The organism is Streptomyces sp. NBC_01515 (assembly GCF_045040345.1).
Classification (GTDB): Bacteria; Actinomycetota; Actinomycetes; order Streptomycetales; family Streptomycetaceae; genus Streptomyces.
Genome location: NZ_CP109416.1, coordinates 8166733 through 8184875, shown reverse-complemented (window position 1 = coordinate 8184875; position 18143 = coordinate 8166733). Strand labels below are relative to the sequence as shown.

General features: G+C 68.5%; 13 protein-coding genes. 4 read left to right on the top strand and 9 right to left on the bottom strand.

What is annotated here, in order from left to right:
• Positions 1 to 168: 168 nt before the first annotated feature.
• From OG407_RS37055 to OG407_RS37045, 3 genes are all read right to left on the bottom strand, one after another.
• Positions 169 to 1119, bottom strand: coding sequence for an ADP-ribosylglycohydrolase family protein (locus OG407_RS37055; RefSeq protein ID WP_405863996.1), 951 nt, complete (start codon positions 1117 to 1119; stop codon positions 169 to 171).
• 12 nt (positions 1120 to 1131) lie between these two features.
• On the bottom strand, positions 1132 to 1791 hold the full coding sequence (locus OG407_RS37050) for a histidine phosphatase family protein (protein WP_266862851.1): 660 nt from the start codon (positions 1789 to 1791) through the stop codon (positions 1132 to 1134).
• A gap of 140 nt (positions 1792 to 1931) precedes the next feature.
• Positions 1932 to 2537 carry a YdbC family protein gene (locus OG407_RS37045; RefSeq protein WP_328678075.1) on the bottom strand — a complete coding sequence of 202 codons (606 nt, stop codon included), beginning with the start codon at positions 2535 to 2537 and terminating at the stop codon, positions 1932 to 1934.
• Between the two features lie 155 nt (positions 2538 to 2692).
• Here OG407_RS37045 and OG407_RS37040 point away from each other — a divergent pair, with 155 nt between their 5' ends.
• Positions 2693 to 3226 carry a TerD family protein gene (locus OG407_RS37040; RefSeq protein ID WP_329349205.1) on the top strand — a complete coding sequence of 178 codons (534 nt, stop codon included), beginning with the start codon at positions 2693 to 2695 and terminating at the stop codon, positions 3224 to 3226.
• Positions 3227 to 3246: 20 nt separating this feature from the next.
• On the opposite strand, the gene OG407_RS37035 is transcribed toward OG407_RS37040, so the two are convergent.
• The 3 genes from OG407_RS37035 to nrdR all read right to left on the bottom strand — a co-directional run bounded on the left by OG407_RS37035 (position 3247) and on the right by nrdR (position 7732).
• Positions 3247 to 3942, bottom strand: a complete 696-nt coding sequence (locus OG407_RS37035) for a DUF6215 domain-containing protein (protein ID WP_403584161.1) — start codon at positions 3940 to 3942, stop codon at positions 3247 to 3249.
• 179 nt (positions 3943 to 4121) lie between these two features.
• Positions 4122 to 7016 carry a vitamin B12-dependent ribonucleotide reductase gene (locus OG407_RS37030; protein WP_405863993.1) on the bottom strand — a complete coding sequence of 965 codons (2895 nt, stop codon included), beginning with the start codon at positions 7014 to 7016 and terminating at the stop codon, positions 4122 to 4124.
• A gap of 164 nt (positions 7017 to 7180) precedes the next feature.
• Complete coding sequence (gene nrdR, locus OG407_RS37025; protein WP_399396853.1) at positions 7181 to 7732, bottom strand: transcriptional regulator NrdR; 552 nt, start codon at positions 7730 to 7732, stop codon at positions 7181 to 7183.
• Positions 7733 to 8296: 564 nt separating this feature from the next.
• On the opposite strand from nrdR, the gene lexA reads away from it, so the two are divergent.
• Positions 8297 to 9076 carry a transcriptional repressor LexA gene (gene lexA / locus OG407_RS37020; RefSeq protein WP_366493388.1) on the top strand — a complete coding sequence of 260 codons (780 nt, stop codon included), beginning with the start codon at positions 8297 to 8299 and terminating at the stop codon, positions 9074 to 9076.
• Positions 9077 to 9245: 169 nt separating this feature from the next.
• Here the strand turns inward: lexA and OG407_RS37015 are convergent, their stop codons facing one another.
• From OG407_RS37015 to OG407_RS37005, 3 genes are all read right to left on the bottom strand, one after another.
• Positions 9246 to 11228: an ATP-dependent DNA helicase gene (locus OG407_RS37015; RefSeq protein ID WP_405863990.1), complete on the bottom strand. Its 1983-nt coding sequence runs from the start codon at positions 11226 to 11228 to the stop codon at positions 9246 to 9248.
• 435 nt (positions 11229 to 11663) lie between these two features.
• Positions 11664 to 12644, bottom strand: a complete 981-nt coding sequence (locus OG407_RS37010; RefSeq protein ID WP_405863988.1) for a GNAT family N-acetyltransferase — start codon at positions 12642 to 12644, stop codon at positions 11664 to 11666.
• A gap of 166 nt (positions 12645 to 12810) precedes the next feature.
• Positions 12811 to 14934 (bottom strand): IucA/IucC family protein, encoded by a 2124-nt coding sequence (locus OG407_RS37005; protein ID WP_405863986.1) that lies wholly within the window; start codon positions 14932 to 14934, stop codon positions 12811 to 12813.
• Positions 14935 to 15505: 571 nt separating this feature from the next.
• Here OG407_RS37005 and OG407_RS37000 point away from each other — a divergent pair.
• Together OG407_RS37000 and OG407_RS36995 are read left to right on the top strand one after the other, a co-directional pair.
• Positions 15506 to 16735: a trypsin-like serine peptidase gene (locus OG407_RS37000; protein ID WP_405863984.1), complete on the top strand. Its 1230-nt coding sequence runs from the start codon at positions 15506 to 15508 to the stop codon at positions 16733 to 16735.
• A gap of 198 nt (positions 16736 to 16933) precedes the next feature.
• Positions 16934 to 18130: a trypsin-like serine peptidase gene (locus OG407_RS36995; RefSeq protein ID WP_405863982.1), complete on the top strand. Its 1197-nt coding sequence runs from the start codon at positions 16934 to 16936 to the stop codon at positions 18128 to 18130.
• Positions 18131 to 18143: the final 13 nt, after the last annotated feature.

Genomic DNA, 18143 nt, shown 5'->3' with positions numbered 1-18143 from the left:
GAGAACCTCATGACCACACCCCCCGGCTGTCGTGTCCTGCCTGTGCGAACTCATGTGTCGCACAGTGACTGCCACGACAACGGACGGGCGGTCACGGAGAGTTCCCAACAGGCACGGAGAGTTTGGATCGGTTGGGGGCAGCGCTGCCCGGGTGGCGAGGTGTGGACGTCAGACGGACTTCGGAACCCAGCCCGGCAGCGTCTCCGTCCGCTCCAACCACTCGGCGGGCGGCGCCCCCGCCTTCCCTCCGGCGATCACACCGCCCACGATGGCGCAGGTGGTGTCCACGTCCCCGCCGACCTGAGAGGTGGCCCAGAACGCCGCCTCGTAGTCGCCGAGACCGCGCGCGGCCGACCAGAGCGCGAAGGGGACCGTGTCGTGGGCGGACGTACGGCGCCCACAGCCCAGTACGGCCGCGACGGTGCCGGGATCGGCGTAGTCGAGCATGTCCCGGGCGCGCCGCAGGCCCGCGCCGACGGCGCTCTTCGGTACGAGTGCGATGACGCCGTCGAGGAGTGCCTCGGCACTGGGCGGGCCGCCGGGGGCCGCGGCCAGCGCGGCGGCCGCGGCGACGGCCATGGCACCCACCACGGCCTCACGGTGCTGGTGCGTGGGGTAGGCGGAGATCTCCGCCTGGTGGGTGGCCTGCTCGGGGTCGTCCGCGTACCAGGCGCCCAGGGGTGCGATCCGCATCGCTGCCCCGTTGCCCCACGACCCCTGTCCGTTGAAGAGCGCGGCGGACAGTTCGCGCCAGTCGCCGCCTTCACGGACGAGGCGCAGCAGCCGGTTGACCGCGGGGCCGTAGCCGCGGTCGAAGTCGTGGCGTTCGGCGAAGGAGTGCGCCAGGGCGTCCTGGTCGATGCGGCGGTTAGTGGCCAGGACGGCGACCACGGAGCACGCCATCTCCGTGTCGTCCGTCCACTGCCAGGGAGTCGGGGGCAGTTCGCGGCGTTTGAGCAGCGGGTGGTTGGCGGGGACGAAGAACTGCGAGCCCAGCGCGTCGCCCACGGCGAGTCCACGCAGGCTGGCCAGGGCGCGGTCCAGGCGCGCGTCGGGCGAGTCGGGAGAGGCAGGAGAAACAGAAGGGCCGGGAGTGCCGGAAGAGGAGTCAGCGATCATCGGTCGGCCACCCTATCCGGTGATCCCGTAGGGCTCCGGGTCTCGCCAGCTGTCGAACGGCCGGTCGAGCGCGTACCGGCCGTCGTCTCCCAGAACGAGCATCCGCATCTCGGCGTTCCCCGGATTCGACAGCGACTCGAACTCCGCGACCGTCCAGTGGAACCAGCGCATACAGAAGAGCCGCATCGCCAGGCCGTGGGTCACGAGGAGCACGTTCGGCGGGTGGTCGGGGGCCTCGAAACTGCGGTACAGGCTCTCCAGGAAGCCGCCCACCCGGTCGTAGACGTCGGCGCCGGACTCGCCCTGGGCGAAGCGGTAGAAGAAGTGCCCGTACGCGTCCCGGTAAGCCTTCTGGAGGCGTACGTCGTCGCGGTCCTGCCAGTTCCCCCAGTCCTGTTCGCGCAGCCGGGGTTCCTCGCGTACGCGGACGAGGTCGGGGTCCAGGTGGAAGGCGCGGAAGGTCTCGTGCGTACGGCGGTACGGGGACACGTACACGCTGAGGCGCTCGCGGCCGAACACCTCCCGCAACCGCTTTCCGGTCTCCTCAGCCTGTCGCCAACCCTGGTCGGTCAGCGCCAGGGAATGGTCGGGTTCACGCTCGTAGACGGTGTCATCAACATTGCCCGTTGACTCGCCGTGCCGGACAAGGACGATGCGCCGTGGTCGTGCCATGCCAAAACCCTAGATCGAGAGACGGCATATCGAGCACTCGTACGGGCTCCATACGGCGTAGGTCACACGAATTGTGCCCGATCGGCCACATAGGGGCGCGCGATTCACACATCGAGACGCCGGTGAGGTCAGTTCGGATTTCAAACCGTCCAGGACGGTTCCAGTTGGACGATGTCTCCCGTGAGGGAGTCGATGTCGGCCTCGATCTGGGCCCGCAGGGCGAGCCGCTCAATCCGCTCGGTGCGGTACTTGCCGTGCTCGGCGGCCGAGTGCCACATCGACAGCACCATGAACTCGTGTCCCGGGGCCTCGCCGAACAACCCGCGGAGCATGCCGGGGGAACCGGCCATCGCCGGGTTCCAGACCTTCTCCTGCATCAGCGTGAAGTGCTCGGCGCGCTCCTCGTGGACGCGGCACAGGGCCACCCGCACCAGGTCCGCGTCGGTGAAGCGCGGTTCGAAGCCGGTCTTCACGTCGAAGCGGTGGTCGAACAGCTTGACCTGCGCGTCCTTGAAGGTGCCCACCTGGGCCGACGCCAGCCGGTCGTGGGATCGGGCCATGAAGGAGTCGTAGAAGGCACGGCTTTCCCAGAACGCGAAAATGTGTGCCACCCCTGGCCGCGCTCTGCTCCAGCCTCCCCCCTGTCCCCGAAATCCCGGCTCCCCCAGAAGCCCCGCCCACTTTCGCTGCCCGCGCTCGAAGCCGCGGCGGTCCACCACGGTGCAGCGAATCCACTTGACCAGCACCGCGCCATCGTAAGGCCCTGGAGCGTGGCGCCGGTCACGCTCCGGCTGAGATCGTCGGCGCATGCGCCCCCGCGCACGTGGCACGATGGACAACGAAGGCTGATCGCCCAGTAGTTGGGGCGCGCGATCGAGGCGAACGGGGAAGGGGAACTGTGGTGAACGGCCTCAACAAGGGGATCCGCAAGGCCGAAGTCGGGCTCCAGTGGGATCCGAGTCCCACCGGGCAGCCGCCCGTCGATCTGGACATCGTCGCCACCACGTATGTGGCGGGCGACCTGTACGGCGCTCCCGCGTACGCGGTGCACTTCGACAGCCGCTCGCCCGACGGCACCATCTATCTCAACCGGGACAGCAAGGACGGCAAGGGCTTCGGCTGGGACGAGGTCATGACCCTGGAGCTCGACCGGCTCTCCGAGCGGTACGCGCGCGTGGTGGTCGGTGTCGTCATCCAACAGCGGGTCGCCCACCGCACGTTCGTCAACGTCCTCAACCCGAAGCTGCGCATCCGCGAGGGGTACACCGTCCTCACCGAGGACGACTTCGGTGACGTCCTCGGTGCTACGGCGGCGACGGTCGGGGAGTTCGTCCGGGACGAGTCCGGAAGCTGGGACTTCCATCCCGGCATCCGGGGCTTCGAGGACGACCCCGCGACCTTCACCAGGACGATGGGCAGGGCGCAGCAGCCCTGAGCCCGTCGCGGACGGCGCCGTCAGCCGGCGGTCCAGCCCGGGACCGTCGGCAGCACCTCCTCGGCGATGCGGAACAGCGCCTCGTCGTCCGGCGGCACGTCGTCCTGACGCCAGATGGATATCTCGAAGGAGTCGCCGCCGTCCTTCGCGCTCGTGGACACCAGCAGGCTGCGGGCGATGCCCCCGGGGCCCGTACTGGCCTTCCCTCCGCCGAGGTTGAAGCTGATGGCGATGGTCCGGTCCGAGTAGAGGACGGCCGGGTGCCCCAGGACCATCTTCACCTCTGAGGTCGAGTCCACGTAGCGGGCCGCCTCGGCGACGGGAACGTCGTCGTAGGACGCCGACAGCCGTACGGAATAGGTCGTCAGGTCCACGTCGGCCTCGGGGCTGGCGATCTTGGTGCCACCGGCGAGCGTCATCCAGCCCGCGCTGCCCCCGGCGGTCTCCGCGTGCTCGTCCGGGGTCCCCAGGAGCACCGGAAGGTCCGCGCGGTTCAGAGCCGTGCAGAGCTGCGCCGGCGAGACGTACTTCGCCGGCAGGGACTTGTCCGCGCTCGCCGTACAGGTCGCCGGTTTACTGTCCTGCTGCGACGTCTTCGGCAGGACTCCCCCGAGTCCCCACATGCCGCCTACGACACCCCCGACCACCACCACCGCCGCGACTGCCTGGGCCCCCGCCCTCATACCTTTTTCGGGCTCGACGGAATTGTCGACCATGCCCCCACCCTCCCCTGTGCGCACGCTATGCGCGTCATGCACGTCGAGGGAGATTAACCGCTGATCGTTCCGCTGGGAAACCGGATTCGCCCCGGGCCCGGACACGCTGAGGGCGGTGAAGCCCGGATACCGGCTTCACCGCCCTGAACAGCTAGTTCACTTCAAGCAGGTGCGGTTGATCAACTGCAGCCGCTGGTCGAGCCGCACCCCTCGCAGATGTAGCAGGAACCGGCCCGCTGCATCTTCGTACCGCAGGAGAAGCAGAGCGGGGCGTCGGCCTGGATGCCCAGCTGCATCTCCACCAGCTCGGCGCTGGTGTGCGCCTGCTGCGGGGCGGGCTTGGCCGCCTCGACCACGGCCTTCGGAGCGGCCACTGCCTTCAACTCCTGGGCGCGCGGCGCCGACTGAGCCAGACCTTCTACGTCGACCTCGTCCTCGGTCGGCTCGTACGAACCGGTGTCCAGGTGGCGCTGGCGCTCCTCGGCGGAGTGGATGCCGAGCGCGGAGCGCGTCTCGAAGGGCAGGAAGTCGAGCGCCAGGCGACGGAAGATGTAGTCGACGATCGACTGCGCCATCCGCACGTCCGGGTCGTCCGTCATGCCGGCCGGCTCGAAGCGCATGTTCGTGAACTTGGAGACGTACGTCTCCAGGGGCACGCCGTACTGCAGGCCTACGGAGACGGCGATCGAGAAGGCGTCCATCATGCCCGCGAGGGTCGAGCCCTGCTTCGACATCTTCAGGAAGACCTCGCCGAGACCGTCGTCCGGGTAGGAGTTGGCGGTCATGTAGCCCTCGGCGCCGCCGACCGTGAAGGAGGTCGTGATGCCCGGGCGGCCCTTGGGGAGACGCTTGCGGACGGGGCGGTACTCGACGACCTTCTCGACCGCGGTACGGATGGTCTCCTCGGCCTTGGCGGTGACCTCGACCTTCTCCTTCTCCTTGGTCTTGGCGGAGAGGGGCTGGCCGACCTTGCAGTTGTCGCGGTAGATCGCGAGCGCCTTGACGCCCATCTTCCACGCCTCGAAGTAGACCTCTTCGACGTCCTCGACGGTCGCCGTCTCCGGCAGGTTGACCGTCTTGGAGAGCGCTCCGGAGATCCAGGGCTGGATGGCGGCCATCATGCGGACGTGGCCCATCGCGGAGATGGAACGCTCGCCCATGGCGCAGTCGAACACCGAGTAGTGCTCGGTCTTGAGGCCCGGGGCGTCGATCACATTGCCGTTCTCGGCGATGTGGGCGACGACCGCCTCGATCTGCTCCTCCTGGTAGCCCAGGCGGCGCAGGGCCTGCGGGACCGTGCCGTTGACGATCTGCATCGAGCCGCCGCCGACCAGCTTCTTGAACTTGACCAGGGCGAGGTCGGGCTCAAGTCCCGTGGTGTCGCAGGACATCGCGAGACCGATGGTGCCGGTCGGGGCGATGACGGACGCCTGCGAGTTACGGAAACCGTTCTTCTCACCGAGGTGCAGCACGTCCTGCCAGGACTCCGTGGCCGCGGCCCAGATGGGCGTGTCCAGGTCGTCCGCGCGCGGGGCCACGGCGTTGGCGTCGGCGTGCTGCTTCATGACGCGCAGGTGCGGCTGCTCGTTGCGGGCGTAGCCGTCGTACGGGCCGACGACCGCGGCGAGTTCGGCGGAGCGCTTGTACGACGTGCCGGTCATCAGGGAGGTGATGGCACCGGCGAGGGCACGGCCGCCGTCGGAGTCGTACGCGTGGCCGGTCGCCATCAGCAGGGCGCCGAGGTTGGCGTAGCCGATGCCGAGCTGGCGGAACGCGCGCGTGTTCTCGCCGATCTTCTGCGTCGGGAAGTCCGCGAAGCAGATGGAGATGTCCATCGCGGTGATGACCAGCTCGACGACCTTGGCGAAGCGCTCGACCTCGAAGGACTGGAGGCCCTTGCCGTCGTCCTTCAGGAACTTCATCAGGTTCAGCGAGGCGAGGTTGCAGGACGTGTTGTCCAGGTGCATGTACTCGCTGCACGGGTTCGAGCCGTTGATACGGCCGGACTCCGGGCAGGTGTGCCACTGGTTGATGGTGTCGTCGTACTGGATGCCCGGGTCGGCGCAGGCCCAGGCGGCCTCTGCCATCTTGCGGAAGAGCTGCTTGGCGTCGACCTCCTCGATGACCTCGCCGGTCATGCGGGACGTCAGGCCGAACTTGTCGCCGTTCTCGACGGCCTGCATGAACGTGTTGTTCACGCGGACCGAGTTGTTGGCGTTCTGGTACTGGACCGACGTGATGTCGTCGCCGCCCAGGTCCATGTCGAAGCCCGCGTCACGCAGCGCGCGGATCTTCTCTTCTTCCTTGACCTTGGTCTGGATGAAGTCCTCGATGTCGGGGTGGTCGACGTCCAGGATGACCATCTTGGCCGCGCGGCGGGTGGCGCCACCGGACTTGATGGTTCCCGCGGAGGCGTCGGCGCCGCGCATGAAGGAGACCGGACCCGAGGCGTTGCCCCCGGAGGAGAGCAGTTCCTTGGAGGAGCGGATGCGGGACAGGTTCAGGCCGGCGCCGGAACCGCCCTTGAAGATCATGCCCTCTTCCTTGTACCAGTCGAGGATCGACTCCATGGAGTCGTCGACGGCCAGGATGAAGCAGGCCGAGACCTGCTGGGGCTGCGGGGTCCCGACGTTGAACCAGACGGGGCTGTTGAAGCTGAAGACCTGGTGCAGGAGGGCGTACGCCAGCTCGTGCTCGAAGATCTCGGCGTCGGCGGGCGAGGCGAAGTACTTGTGGTCCTCGCCGGCCTTCCGATACGTCTTCACGATGCGGTCGATGAGCTGCTTGAGGCTCACCTCGCGCTGCGGGGTGCCCACGGCACCGCGGAAGTACTTGCTGGTGACGATGTTGACCGCGTTCACCGCCCACTCGGCGGGGAACTCGACGCCACGCTGCTCGAAATTGACCGAGCCGTCGCGCCAGTTGGTCATGACGACGTCACGACGCTCCCACTCCACCTCGTCGTACGGATGCACGCCGGGGGTGGTGTGAATACGCTCGATGCGCAGTCCCTTGGTGGTCTTGGTGCCCTTCGCGCGGGAACCTCGTGCCGGACCGCTCGCCGTCTCTGTCATGCCGCCTCCCTCTACAGGCGAAAACGCCTGAAAATGCCACGATGTTCCCGTGGCAGAGTGTTTGTCTGATGCCGCGGGCGCCCACAGCTCATGGCCCCGCAACAAGTCCTGGTTCGCCGCCGCCCGGCCGGACCCGGGGTCTCCGCCCGGTTCCGGCCCGTCGGTCAGTCGGCGGAGTGGGCGGGCACGGGGACCTGAACAGTCCCTCCGGTCCCGCCGTCGTCTTCCTGGCTCCCCGATACCGCGTCTTCGTCGTCCGCGGCGGGGCCTGGGGTCACTTCGCGCAGCTCCACGATCGCGGCCTCGAAGTCCTCAAGGGAGTTGAACGCCCTGTAGACGGAGGCGAATCGCAGATAGGCGACGAGGTCGAGTTCCTGCAACGGGCCGAGTATGGCCAGCCCGACGTCATGGGTGGTCAGTTCGGCGCTTCCGGTGGCCCGCACCGCTTCTTCGACCCGCTGGCCGAGCTGGGCGAGTGCGTCCTCGGTGACAGGCCGTCCCTGGCATGCCTTGCGCACACCGTTGATGACCTTGGTACGGCTGAACGGCTCGGTGACTCCGGACCGCTTGACCACCATGAGCGAGCACGTCTCCACGGTCGTGAAACGACGGGAGCAGTCAGGGCACTGGCGGCGCCGGCGGATCGACGTGCCGTCGTCGGTCGTACGGCTGTCGACGACACGGCTGTCGGGGTGCCTGCAGAAGGGGCAGTGCATGGTCTCCAACCCTCCCTCGCAGCAGACTCAATAGCCTCGTGAGACCCCTTGGGCCTCTCGAAGCAGCCCCAAGCATAGGCGATGACCGAGGCTCTGGAGACCCGGGGGACCACAACTTCTGGGCTGCTGCCGCAATCCAACCACTAGATGTGGTGATTGGCTCACACAAACACGCCGTACGCGCGTGTCGCACCGTATCGGCATGTGCCATACGACCATCCCGTCACCCGGAACACGCGGGCACACAGCCGTACCGCCAGGCCACTTACGGAGATACCGTGAGCGCGGCACGGAGGAGACGTGGGGCTCCCGCACAGAACGGGACCGGCCCCCGACTGCCGGGACACCGGGTGGCAGACTGAGGCGACAACCCGCGAGGCCACCACCACGGCGGCGAAAAGTACAACAATGGGCTCTCTTGTCCGCCAGGTGCCGCGTTGGCCATACACCCAGACGCGTGATCGCAACAGGCTATCTGTACTTTTTCACTCGAACGTGTGTTTGGCGCAACCTTTCGAAAGCAACTACCGTTGTCCAGCAGGGAGACCATCGAGAGGGGCCGACGTGACCACCACCGCAGACAGTGCCACCATCACTGCCCAGGATCGCTCCCAGGGCCGACTCGAGCCGGTGCATGCAATGAACGAAGCCGCGAATCCCGAGGGACAAAAGCGCTCCCTGCCGGGCCGACCTCCCGGTATCCGGGCGGACAGCTCGGGGCTCACGGACCGGCAGCGCCGGGTGATCGAGGTCATCAGGGACTCGGTGCAGCGACGGGGCTACCCGCCGTCGATGCGCGAGATCGGCCAGGCCGTGGGCCTGTCCAGCACATCCTCGGTCGCACACCAGCTGATGGCACTGGAGCGCAAGGGCTTCCTGCGCCGCGACCCGCACCGCCCGCGCGCGTACGAGGTTCGCGGCAGCGACCAGTCCTCGTCGGTGCAGCCCACGGACACCGCGGGCAAGCCCGCCGCGTCGTACGTACCGCTGGTGGGCCGGATCGCCGCCGGTGGCCCGATCCTCGCCGAGGAGTCGGTCGAGGACGTCTTCCCCCTCCCCCGCCAACTGGTCGGTGACGGTGAGCTGTTCGTCCTCAAGGTCGTCGGTGACTCGATGATCGAGGCCGCGATCTGCGACGGCGACTGGGTCACCGTGCGCCGCCAGCCGGTCGCCGAGAACGGTGACATCGTGGCCGCCATGCTGGAGGGCGAGGCGACCGTCAAGCGCTTCAAGCGCGAGGACGGCCACGTCTGGCTCCTCCCGCACAACTCGGCCTACGAGCCGATCCCGGGCGACGACGCGACGATCCTCGGCAAGGTGGTGGCAGTACTGCGGCGCGTGTGACGGCCGCGGTGGGCGGGCCTCATCGGCCCGGCCCCCTGACCGGACCCCGGGACCCCTGCGCCGGTTCCGGGGTCCTGTGCTGTCCGGGCCCCGGTGGCGGCCGGTCGTCGATCCGATGCCGGTCGTCAAACTGTGTTGACCCGGCGTACCGGGCCAACACCGCCCCGGATCACTCCGCTTCGGCTTCCTCCTGCTTCGCCTTCGCGTCGATCGCGGCCAGCGACCTCCGGGCCTGGTTGCGGTCGGTGGTGTACCAGAAGTCGGGCAGTGACGCCTTGAGATAGCTGCCGTAGCGGGCGGTCGCGAGCCGCTGGTCGAGGATGGCGACCACGCCTCGGTCCCCTGACGCGCGGACGAGGCGGCCGGCTCCCTGGGCCATGAGGAGCGCCGCGTGTGTGGCGGCCACCGCCATGAAGCCGTTGCCCCCGGCGTCCTCGACCGCTTTCTGGCGGGCGCTCATCAGCGGGTCGTCCGGGCGCGGGAACGGGATCTTGTCCATGACGACGAGCTGGCAACTGGCTCCGGGCACGTCGACGCCCTGCCAGAGCGACAGCGTGCCGAAGAGACAGGTCTTCGGGTCGGCCGCGAAGTTCTTGATCAGCTCGCCGAGCGTCTCCTCGCCCTGGAGCAGGATCGGGTACTCGGGGATGCGGGAGCGCAGTTCCTCTGCGGCGAGCTGGGCGCCCCGCATCGAAGAGAAGAGGCCGAGGGTGCGACCGCCGGCCGCCTGGATCAACTCTGTCAACTCGTCCAGCATGTCGGCACGATCGCCGTCCCGCGCGGGGCGCGCGAGGTGCTTGGCGACGTACAGGATGCCCTGCTTCGGGTAGTCGAAGGGCGAGCCCACGTCGACACCCTTCCACTGCGGCAGGTCGTCGCCGGCGGTGCCTTCGGGGGCGAGGCCCAGGGAGGCACCTACGCCGTTGAAGTCGCCGCCGAGCTTCAGTGTCGCGGAGGTCAGGGTCACCGAGCGGTCCGTGAAGAGCTTCTCCCTGAGCAGGCCCGACACGGACATGGGGGCGACGCGCAGGGAGGCGCCGAAGCGGTCGTGGCGTTCGTACCAGACGACGTCCCATTCGGAGCCGTTGGTGATGCGCTCCGACACGTCGTGTACGGCCTCTACGGAGGCCAGCGCCTGCTTGCGGACCGCGTCCTCGTCCTGCACGGACTTGTCGCGGGTGGCGCCGATCCCGGAGATCACCGTGCGGCAGGCGTCGCGCAGCGCCATGAGGGCGTAACCGAGGTCCTCCGGGATCTCCTCCAGGCGACCCGGCAGGGCAAGCTCCATCAGCCGCTCGAAGCCCTCAGCGGCGGTCTGGAGCTGGTCGGCGGCCTTCTCGTTGACCAGCTTCGCGGCGCGGCGCACCGCGCGGTTGACCTGTCCCGGGGTGAGCTCACCGGTGGCAACTCCGGTGACCCGGGAGACCAGTTCATGGGCCTCGTCGACGATCAGCACCTCGTGCTGCGGGAGGACGGGGGCGCCTTCGATGGCGTCGATCGCGAGCAGTGCGTGGTTCGTGACGACGACGTCGGCGAGCTTGGCGCGCTCGCGGGCCGCCTCCGCGAAACACTCCGCCCCGTAAGCGCACTTCTGGGCGCCCAGGCACTCGCGGGAGGACACCGAGATCTGCGCCCACGCGCGGTCGGAGACTCCGGGAGTGAGGTCGTCACGATCGCCGGTCTCGGTCTCGTCCGTCCAGTCGCGCAGCCGCAGCAGGTCCTGGCCCAGCTTGCTGGTGGGGGCGGCCGCCTCGAACTGGTCGAAGAGGCCCTCCTCCTCGTCCTGCGGCATGCCCTCGTGGAGCCGGTGCAGGCACAGGTAGTTCGACCTGCCCTTGAGCATGGCGTACTGGGGGCGGCGGCGCAGCAGCGGATGCAGTGCGTCGACCGTGCGCGGCAGGTCGCGCTCCACGAGCTGACGCTGGAGCGCGAGGGTGGCGGTCGCCACGACCACACGCTCCCCGTGCGCGAGCGCGGGCACGAGGTAGCCGAGCGACTTTCCGGTGCCGGTGCCGGCCTGAACCAGCAGATGGGAGCCGTCGTCGATCGCCTCCGCGACGGCTTCGGCCATGGTCACCTGGCCGGGGCGCTCCGAACCGCCGACGGCAGTGACGGCAGCATGCAGGAGTTCGGGGAGTGAGGGCTTCGTCATAGCGCGACCAGCCTACGGGGCGGGACTGACAGCCGGGCGATCAAGGCGAGGGGAGGGGGCGGATCTCGACCGGGGGCTTTTGGGTGGGGGTCGGTTTTGTTCGGGTGGAAATCGGGTGGGAATCGGGTTGGTTTTGGGCGCGGACGGGGTGCTGGTTGGGGCTGGTTTGGTTCGAGGCGGGCTCGGGTTGTTCGAGGCGGACTCGGGTTGTTGCGGGTGGGGTCGGATTGGTTCGGGGGCTGGGATTGGTGGAGTGGTTCGGCAGCGTCGGTTCGGATTGTTTCGAGGATCCGGTCGGCTCGGGGTGGGCTTGGGCGGTGAGTTTGGGCGGCGGAGTCGGGCGGCCGAGGCGCGGATGTCGGAATCCGATGCGAGGGAGTGGGAACCCGACCGGCCCGAGCGGTGTACCAAAAGTGATGGCGCTGCCACATGGCGCTACAGCAGATCGCGCAAGGAACGGTCTCGGACCATGAGGGCGGCCCGCTTGGCGGGCAGGTCGACCTCGGCGGAGAACCGGAAACCGGCGCCCAGAAAAGCGGCTACGGAAGGGGTGTTGCGAATGTCGGGTTCCGCGACGATGCGAGCGCAGGCGGACCGCTTGTCGAGTACGAGATCGGCGACGGCCCGGAGGAGGGTGACGCCCAGTCCTCGTCCTCGGTCGGCGAGGTTACCGATGAGGAGGTGGATGCCGGTGTCGTGCGGCCGGGCGGGGTAGTGGCGGGCCAGTGCGTCTAGGTCCGCGCGGTAGATCTCCCAGTAGCTCATCGGGGTGCCGTCCAGCACGCCGAGGCAGGGAACGCTGTGTCCGTCACCGGTGAGTTGGGCGCGCAGGTGGTCCTCGGTCAACGTCTGAGGGCCGGCCAGTTCCCAGAATTCTGCGACAGCGGGGTCGTTCATCCAGCGGTTGATCAGCGGAAGGTCGCGTTCGATGTGAACGGGGAGGAGGTGGAAGGTGCCTGCGGGGGTGTTGGTCGGGCCCCAGTCGGCTACGCGGTCAAGGAGGTTGTCGCCGGGCGGGATGTGGGAGTTGGGCGAGAAGTCGGAGGTAGGTGGGGCGTCTACGTCGGGCGGGACGACAGCGTTGGGCTGGACGGCGGAGTTGGGCTGGGCCGTGGCCGCCGTGCCCTCCGGCGGGTTCCGTAGCCCGATGGTGTCGGCCTCGTCGGGACCAGCAGCACGGGGAACCGATGCGTGGTGGTCTACCTCGTCGTGGGACGCCGCACGGTGAGCTACAGCGCCATGGTCTACCGCGTCGGCTGCGTCCGCCGCGGCACAGAGCGCGATGAACTCTTCGGGCAGGCGGAGGTCGAGGGTGTCCTCGCCGTCCGTACCTGGGCTCTGGCCCGCACTCGCGCTGGTGCCTAGGTCTGAGCGGGTGGCAGTCGCGGTGTCGGTGCTCGCGTCAGTGGGAGGCACGGTGGCACTCCTCTCAGGAGATGGGGTGGGTCATGTTCCTCAGGGGCGAAGGGAGTTGGCGGTAGTCGGGGGCTGATTGGTGGTGGTCGGGGTTGAAGGGGGTCGGCGGCGGTCGAAGTCGGAAGAAGCTGGTGGCATTCGAACCCGGCGGTGGTGACGGTGACGATCAGAAACGAAGGGGGTTCGCGATGGTGACGTAGACGGACTGGGTGTCGACCGGGCCGATGAGTTCGTCGAGGCCGTGCAGCCGGGTCAGCAGGTTGGCCTTGCAGCGCAGGACGGGTGAGTCGAGGAGGCGGGCCGGCAGGGAGGTGCGCAGTCGGGCGGGACCGGAGGCCACGTCGCCGAGAAAGCGGCGGAAGGCGGAGAGCAACAGCCGCTCGTCGGCGAGGCGTTGCGAGCCGAACGCTCCGATGAGACCGAGCACGTTGTTGATCGCGAGGTAGTACGCGAAGCGTTCGTCGGTGACCTCGTCGGAGACGAACGTGTCGCTGTGTTCGCCGATGCCGGGCAGCCGGGCGTCGAGTTCCGCGCGCCGGGATGCGCGGAAGTAGTAGCCCTGATTGTCGCGGTAACGCCCGCCCACGGGCCAACCTTCACCGTCCAGCAGAAGCAGGGTGTTCTGCTGGTGCGCCTCCAGGGCGATCCCCGCCTCGCTGTCCAGCCACAGCACGGGACGGACGACCTGCTCCAGGTAGCGCAGGAACCACTCGGCGGCAGCTGCTCCTCGCGACCGGCCGGTTCGCACGGCGAGGCCCGTGACGATCTCGGCCAGGCGGGACCGCAACAGCGGTGCGCCGGACGCGGAGAGATTGGTGTGGCTGAAGTGGCTCGTGTACGAGGTTGCCGCCGGTCCGCCAACACTGGCGCTCCACCCCGCGTACGGCCGGAGTGAGACGAGCCCGGCGATGCAGGACACATCGTCGGACGCGCTGAACGGGTTGTGGCGGATCACCACGTCGATTCCGGCCAAGGGCACCCGGGCATCACGCTCCCCACCGCTGGCACGGTCGGCGCCGCACTCGTCCAACGCGTCGACGGCCAGCCAAGCTGGATCGCGAACGATGTCGAAGCCCGGGTGGGTGGCATGCCACTGCTGAGACAAGCCGGTGCGCAGCAGGCGGTGTACCTCGACGCCTCGGTGGAGCTCCTTGCGGAGGTTCTCTCGGCGGGAGTTGGTGATGCGGAGGCCCAGGGACAGCTTGAGCATGGCGGGGGCGCCGGATTGGTGGACGGTTCGTACGGAGGAGGTGGGGTGCCACGGGGCGCCATGGGTGCCGAGGTCCTGGATCAGGCCGGCGTCGAGCAAGGCCGCGATATCGGCTCGGTGTTGGATCTCCCGCCACTGCCACGGGTGGAGGGGAAGAGCGGCATGGCCCTCGGGCAACGGCACTTCGGGGCCGGCGAGTCGGGCTGTGAGGTGAGCGGCGGGGACAGGCCGGCCGCGTTCGGTCCAGGCCGAGTCGGTCGCGAGCACGGAAGGGGCGACAGCCAGCCAGTGCAACGGGAAGGAGCCGCGCAACTCCGGTGAGTACAGACGGGCTTCGGTCTCGGAGAGGCCCTCGCGGCTCTTCGGGGTCGGGTGCAACGGGTGGCCGAGCAGGAGTGCCTGTTCGGCGGAGAGGAAGAGGTCGGGGCCGTCGGCCGGGTGTGCCCGGCGGTCGGTGATGAAGGTGACGGTACGGCGGACGGAGTCGGCTACGCGGGCCACCAGGTCCGTCACGGTTTCGGCTGCCGTTGCGGATTCTGGTGCCGGTGCCGGTGCCTCTGCCACCTGCTCGTCAACGACTAACGGGACGCCGGGAACTGCCGATACGTCAGCAACCCCGGCAGCACGGCCGGCCCACCCCGCCTCCCTGGCGAGCAACGCCGCGACCGTCACCGCGTCGACCGGTGGTGCGCCGTAGGGAACGTCGGACAGGTACGGGAGGCCGAAGCGGTGCCAGCCGGTCGGGGACCAGTAGTGGACCTGGGCGAGCAGGGCCGTGCCGCTGGCGGGGAGGGGGATGTGGAGGGTGCCGTTGGTGGGGGCGGGGAGGTTCGTTTCGCGTACCCAGCAGCGCAGGAGGTTCTCAACGGCTGCGGCCTGGGCGGCGGTGTGGGGGTCGGGGTGTTCCAGGAGGTCGGTGATTGTTGCACCGCGCGGCTCACCTACTTCTGGGCTCCGGGGCTGCTGCCGAGGCACGGACTCGGCCGACGCGGACGCCGACGCGGACGCCGACGCCAGGGTCTGCGTGTGTCGAGGGCTCGCCTCGTGGGAGCGGCCGTCAGAGGTGGGCGTGGGATTCAAGACTGTTCCTCGGGAGGTGTTGCGGAGTGGGAAACGTGTGGGGTCAAGTCCCGTTGTTCTGGCTAGTGTTGAGCTTGGTGGTTCTGCAACTGGTGCTGCCGATCAGCCGAGTTGACGTCCGGTGGCGCTCCACCTTCCGGAGCAGTCACCTCGGCATGCCGGCGGCGACCGGTCGGCGTACCGGTACAGGCCAGCCGACGTACCGATGCACTTCCGCAGGGCGCTCTCGTACCGCCCGCACCCCAACTCACGCCCCAGGGGCCCCTCGTACTGCCCGCCCACCGACCGACGCCCCAAGGCCGCCCTCCCGCCCCACCGCAGACACACCGCCAAGCCCGCCCACACAAGCGCACGGGACCGCGCATCGACAGCAGGCCCCCTCGCTACCAACCCCGCACCGCCCACGGGGTTACGGGTTGTCCCAAGATCCTTGCCGTGACGGAACCGTTGCCGTCCCGTGGGAAGTCCCCCACAGCGAGCGCATAGTGTGTGATGCCGTTCCGAAGGCTGCGGGTTCGCTGAGATCACCGCCGGAAGCGCAACATCCGTTCACCCAGGGGGAGTCAAGACCATGCGATCGATACGGCCGTCCTTCACCGCCCGTCGTGGGAGGGGCGCGCGTCGCGGAACCTCCCCCGTACTGGCCGCAGTTGCCCTCGCCTCGGCGCTCGCACTCACCGCGACCGCATGCGATTCCAGTGACACGAAGGCCGATGGCAAGTCCACCGCGTCAGCCACCAGCAGTGACACCGGTGACGGCAAGATCAAGATCCCGGACGACATCAGGGACAAGCTCAAAGAGCACGGGATCGACATCGACAAGTGGAAGAACGGCGCCTGGAAGAACTGGAACACGGACGACTGGCTGCGCGAGGCCGACGACTACATCAACCCGATCATCAAGGGGCTGTGGAGTTCCGGCCGGATGCGGGACGCCAACGACCCGGACACGGGAGTCGACACCAGCGACATCTCCGGTGACCAGGGCGTGACCGACCCGACGCCCGCGGTGGTGAACGCGAAGGCCGTGACGCCGACCTACCACGCCAACGCGGCTACGGCGGGCAAGGTGTTCTTCGACTCCCCCGAGGGCACGATGGTCTGCTCGGCGACGGTCGTGGAGGACCCGGCGCACCCGGGCAAGTCCAACCTGGTGTGGACGGCGGGCCATTGCGTGCACGCCGGCAAAAAGGGCGGTTGGTACCGCAACATCGCGTTCGTGCCGTCGTACAACAACGCGGGTATGAAAACAGCTCAGTTGGCGACCGCGAGTCGGGACCAGGTCGCTCCGTACGGTGTCTGGTGGGGCGACTGGGCGCAGACCTCTCAGCAGTGGATCGACCAGGGCGGCGAGACGGGCGGGCAGGGTTCGTCGTACGACTACGCCGTGATCCATGTGACGCCCGAGAAGGGCAATGGGGGCAAGTCCCTTGAGGAGACGGTCGGTTCGGCGCTGCCGGTGAACTTCGGCGCGCCGGCCGTGCCGAAGGTGTCCAGCATCACGGCGACCGGCTACCCCGAGGCGAAGCCGTACGACGGTTCGACGCTGTACCAGTGCACGGACAAGCCGGGGCGGCTGTCGATCAACGCCTCGGACCCGACGATGTACCGCATCGGATGCAGCATGACCGGCGGTTCGTCCGGTGGCGGCTGGGTCGAGACGGGCTCCGACGGCAAGCCGTCGCTGGTGTCCAACACCTCGATCGGGCCGGTGACTTCGGGCTGGCTGGCGGGTCCGCGGCTGGGTGATGTGGCCAAGGGTGTGTACGACTCGGTCAGCAAGAAGTTCGCCAGCCAGTAGGCGCGGCAGCAGGCACAGTCGAAGGACAGACTTCGGCGGGGTGTCTCACAGGAACCTCACCACCTCACCGGCGTTCGTCCCCAACTCCCCCGGCATAGTGGGGTGTCGCAGAACGACCAGCAGTACACGGTCAGTTATGCGCGATCAGTAGTAATCGGCAGTAGTAAGGTCAGCAGTTTTCACGGGGGTTATAGCACCATGCGTTCCACACGTACGCCCGCGTCGTCCCGGCGCGGGCGGCACACCGGCTTGGCTGCCGTCGGTCTCGTCGCGGCGCTGTCGCTCACCGCGACCGCCTGCGACGGCGACGACTCGGCGAACGACAAGCCCGCCGCCACCGCTACTCAGGCCTCCGGCCAGGACAAGGTCCGGATTCCGGCGTCCGTCGCCGACAAGCTCAAGGCGCACGGCGTCGATGTCGACAAGTGGGCGGACGGCGGCTGGAAGAACTGGGACAAGGACAAGTGGCTCAGTGAGGCCAAGGACTTCGTCAACCCGGTGATCAAGGGGCTGTGGAAGCCCGAGCGGATGCAGTCCGCCGAGGAGGCCAACAAGTCGGTCTCCACGAAGGACGCCGCCGCCGACCAGGGCGTCAGCGACCCGGATCCGGCGCCCGTCGAGGCCGCGGCCGAGAAGACGCCGTATCACCAGAACGCGGCCCCGGTCGGGAAGGTCTTCTTCGACTCCCCCGAGGGCTCGATGGTCTGCTCCGGCACGGTCGTCAAGGACGTCAACCACCCCGGCAAGTCCAACCTCGTGTGGACGGCGGGCCATTGCGTCCACGCGGGCAAGGACGGCGGCTGGTACCGCAACATCGAGTTCGTGCCCTCGTACAACGACCTCGGCGAGTCCGCCTCCCAGTTGAGCAACGCCTCGACGTCCGAGATCGCTCCCTACGGCCAGTGGTGGGCAGACTGGGCCTCGACCTCGAACCAGTGGATCCAGGGCGGCTCGGAGACGGGCGGCGCGGGTGCCGCGTACGACTACGCCATCCTCCATGTGAAGCCACAGTCCGGTTCCAAGTCCCTTGAGGAGACGGTCGGCGCCGCGCTCGACGTCGACTTCTCGGCGCCCTCCGCGACCGAGGTCGGCTCGATGGGCGCCTGGGGCTACCCGGCCGCGCCGCCGTACAGCGGTCTGAAGATGTTCAAGTGCCTCGACCGGCCCGGCCGGTTGTCGCTCAGCACGGCCCTGCCGACGATGTACCGCATCGGCTGCACCATGACCGGCGGTTCGTCCGGCGGCGGCTGGTTCCGCGTGGTGAACGGCAAGACGGAGCTGGTCTCCAACACCTCGATCGGCCCGTCCGACAACACCTGGCTCGCGGGCCCCCAACTCGGCGCCACCGCCGAGTCGCTCTACCAGAACATGAGCAGGACGTACGGCGGCCGCTGACCCGCACGCACGC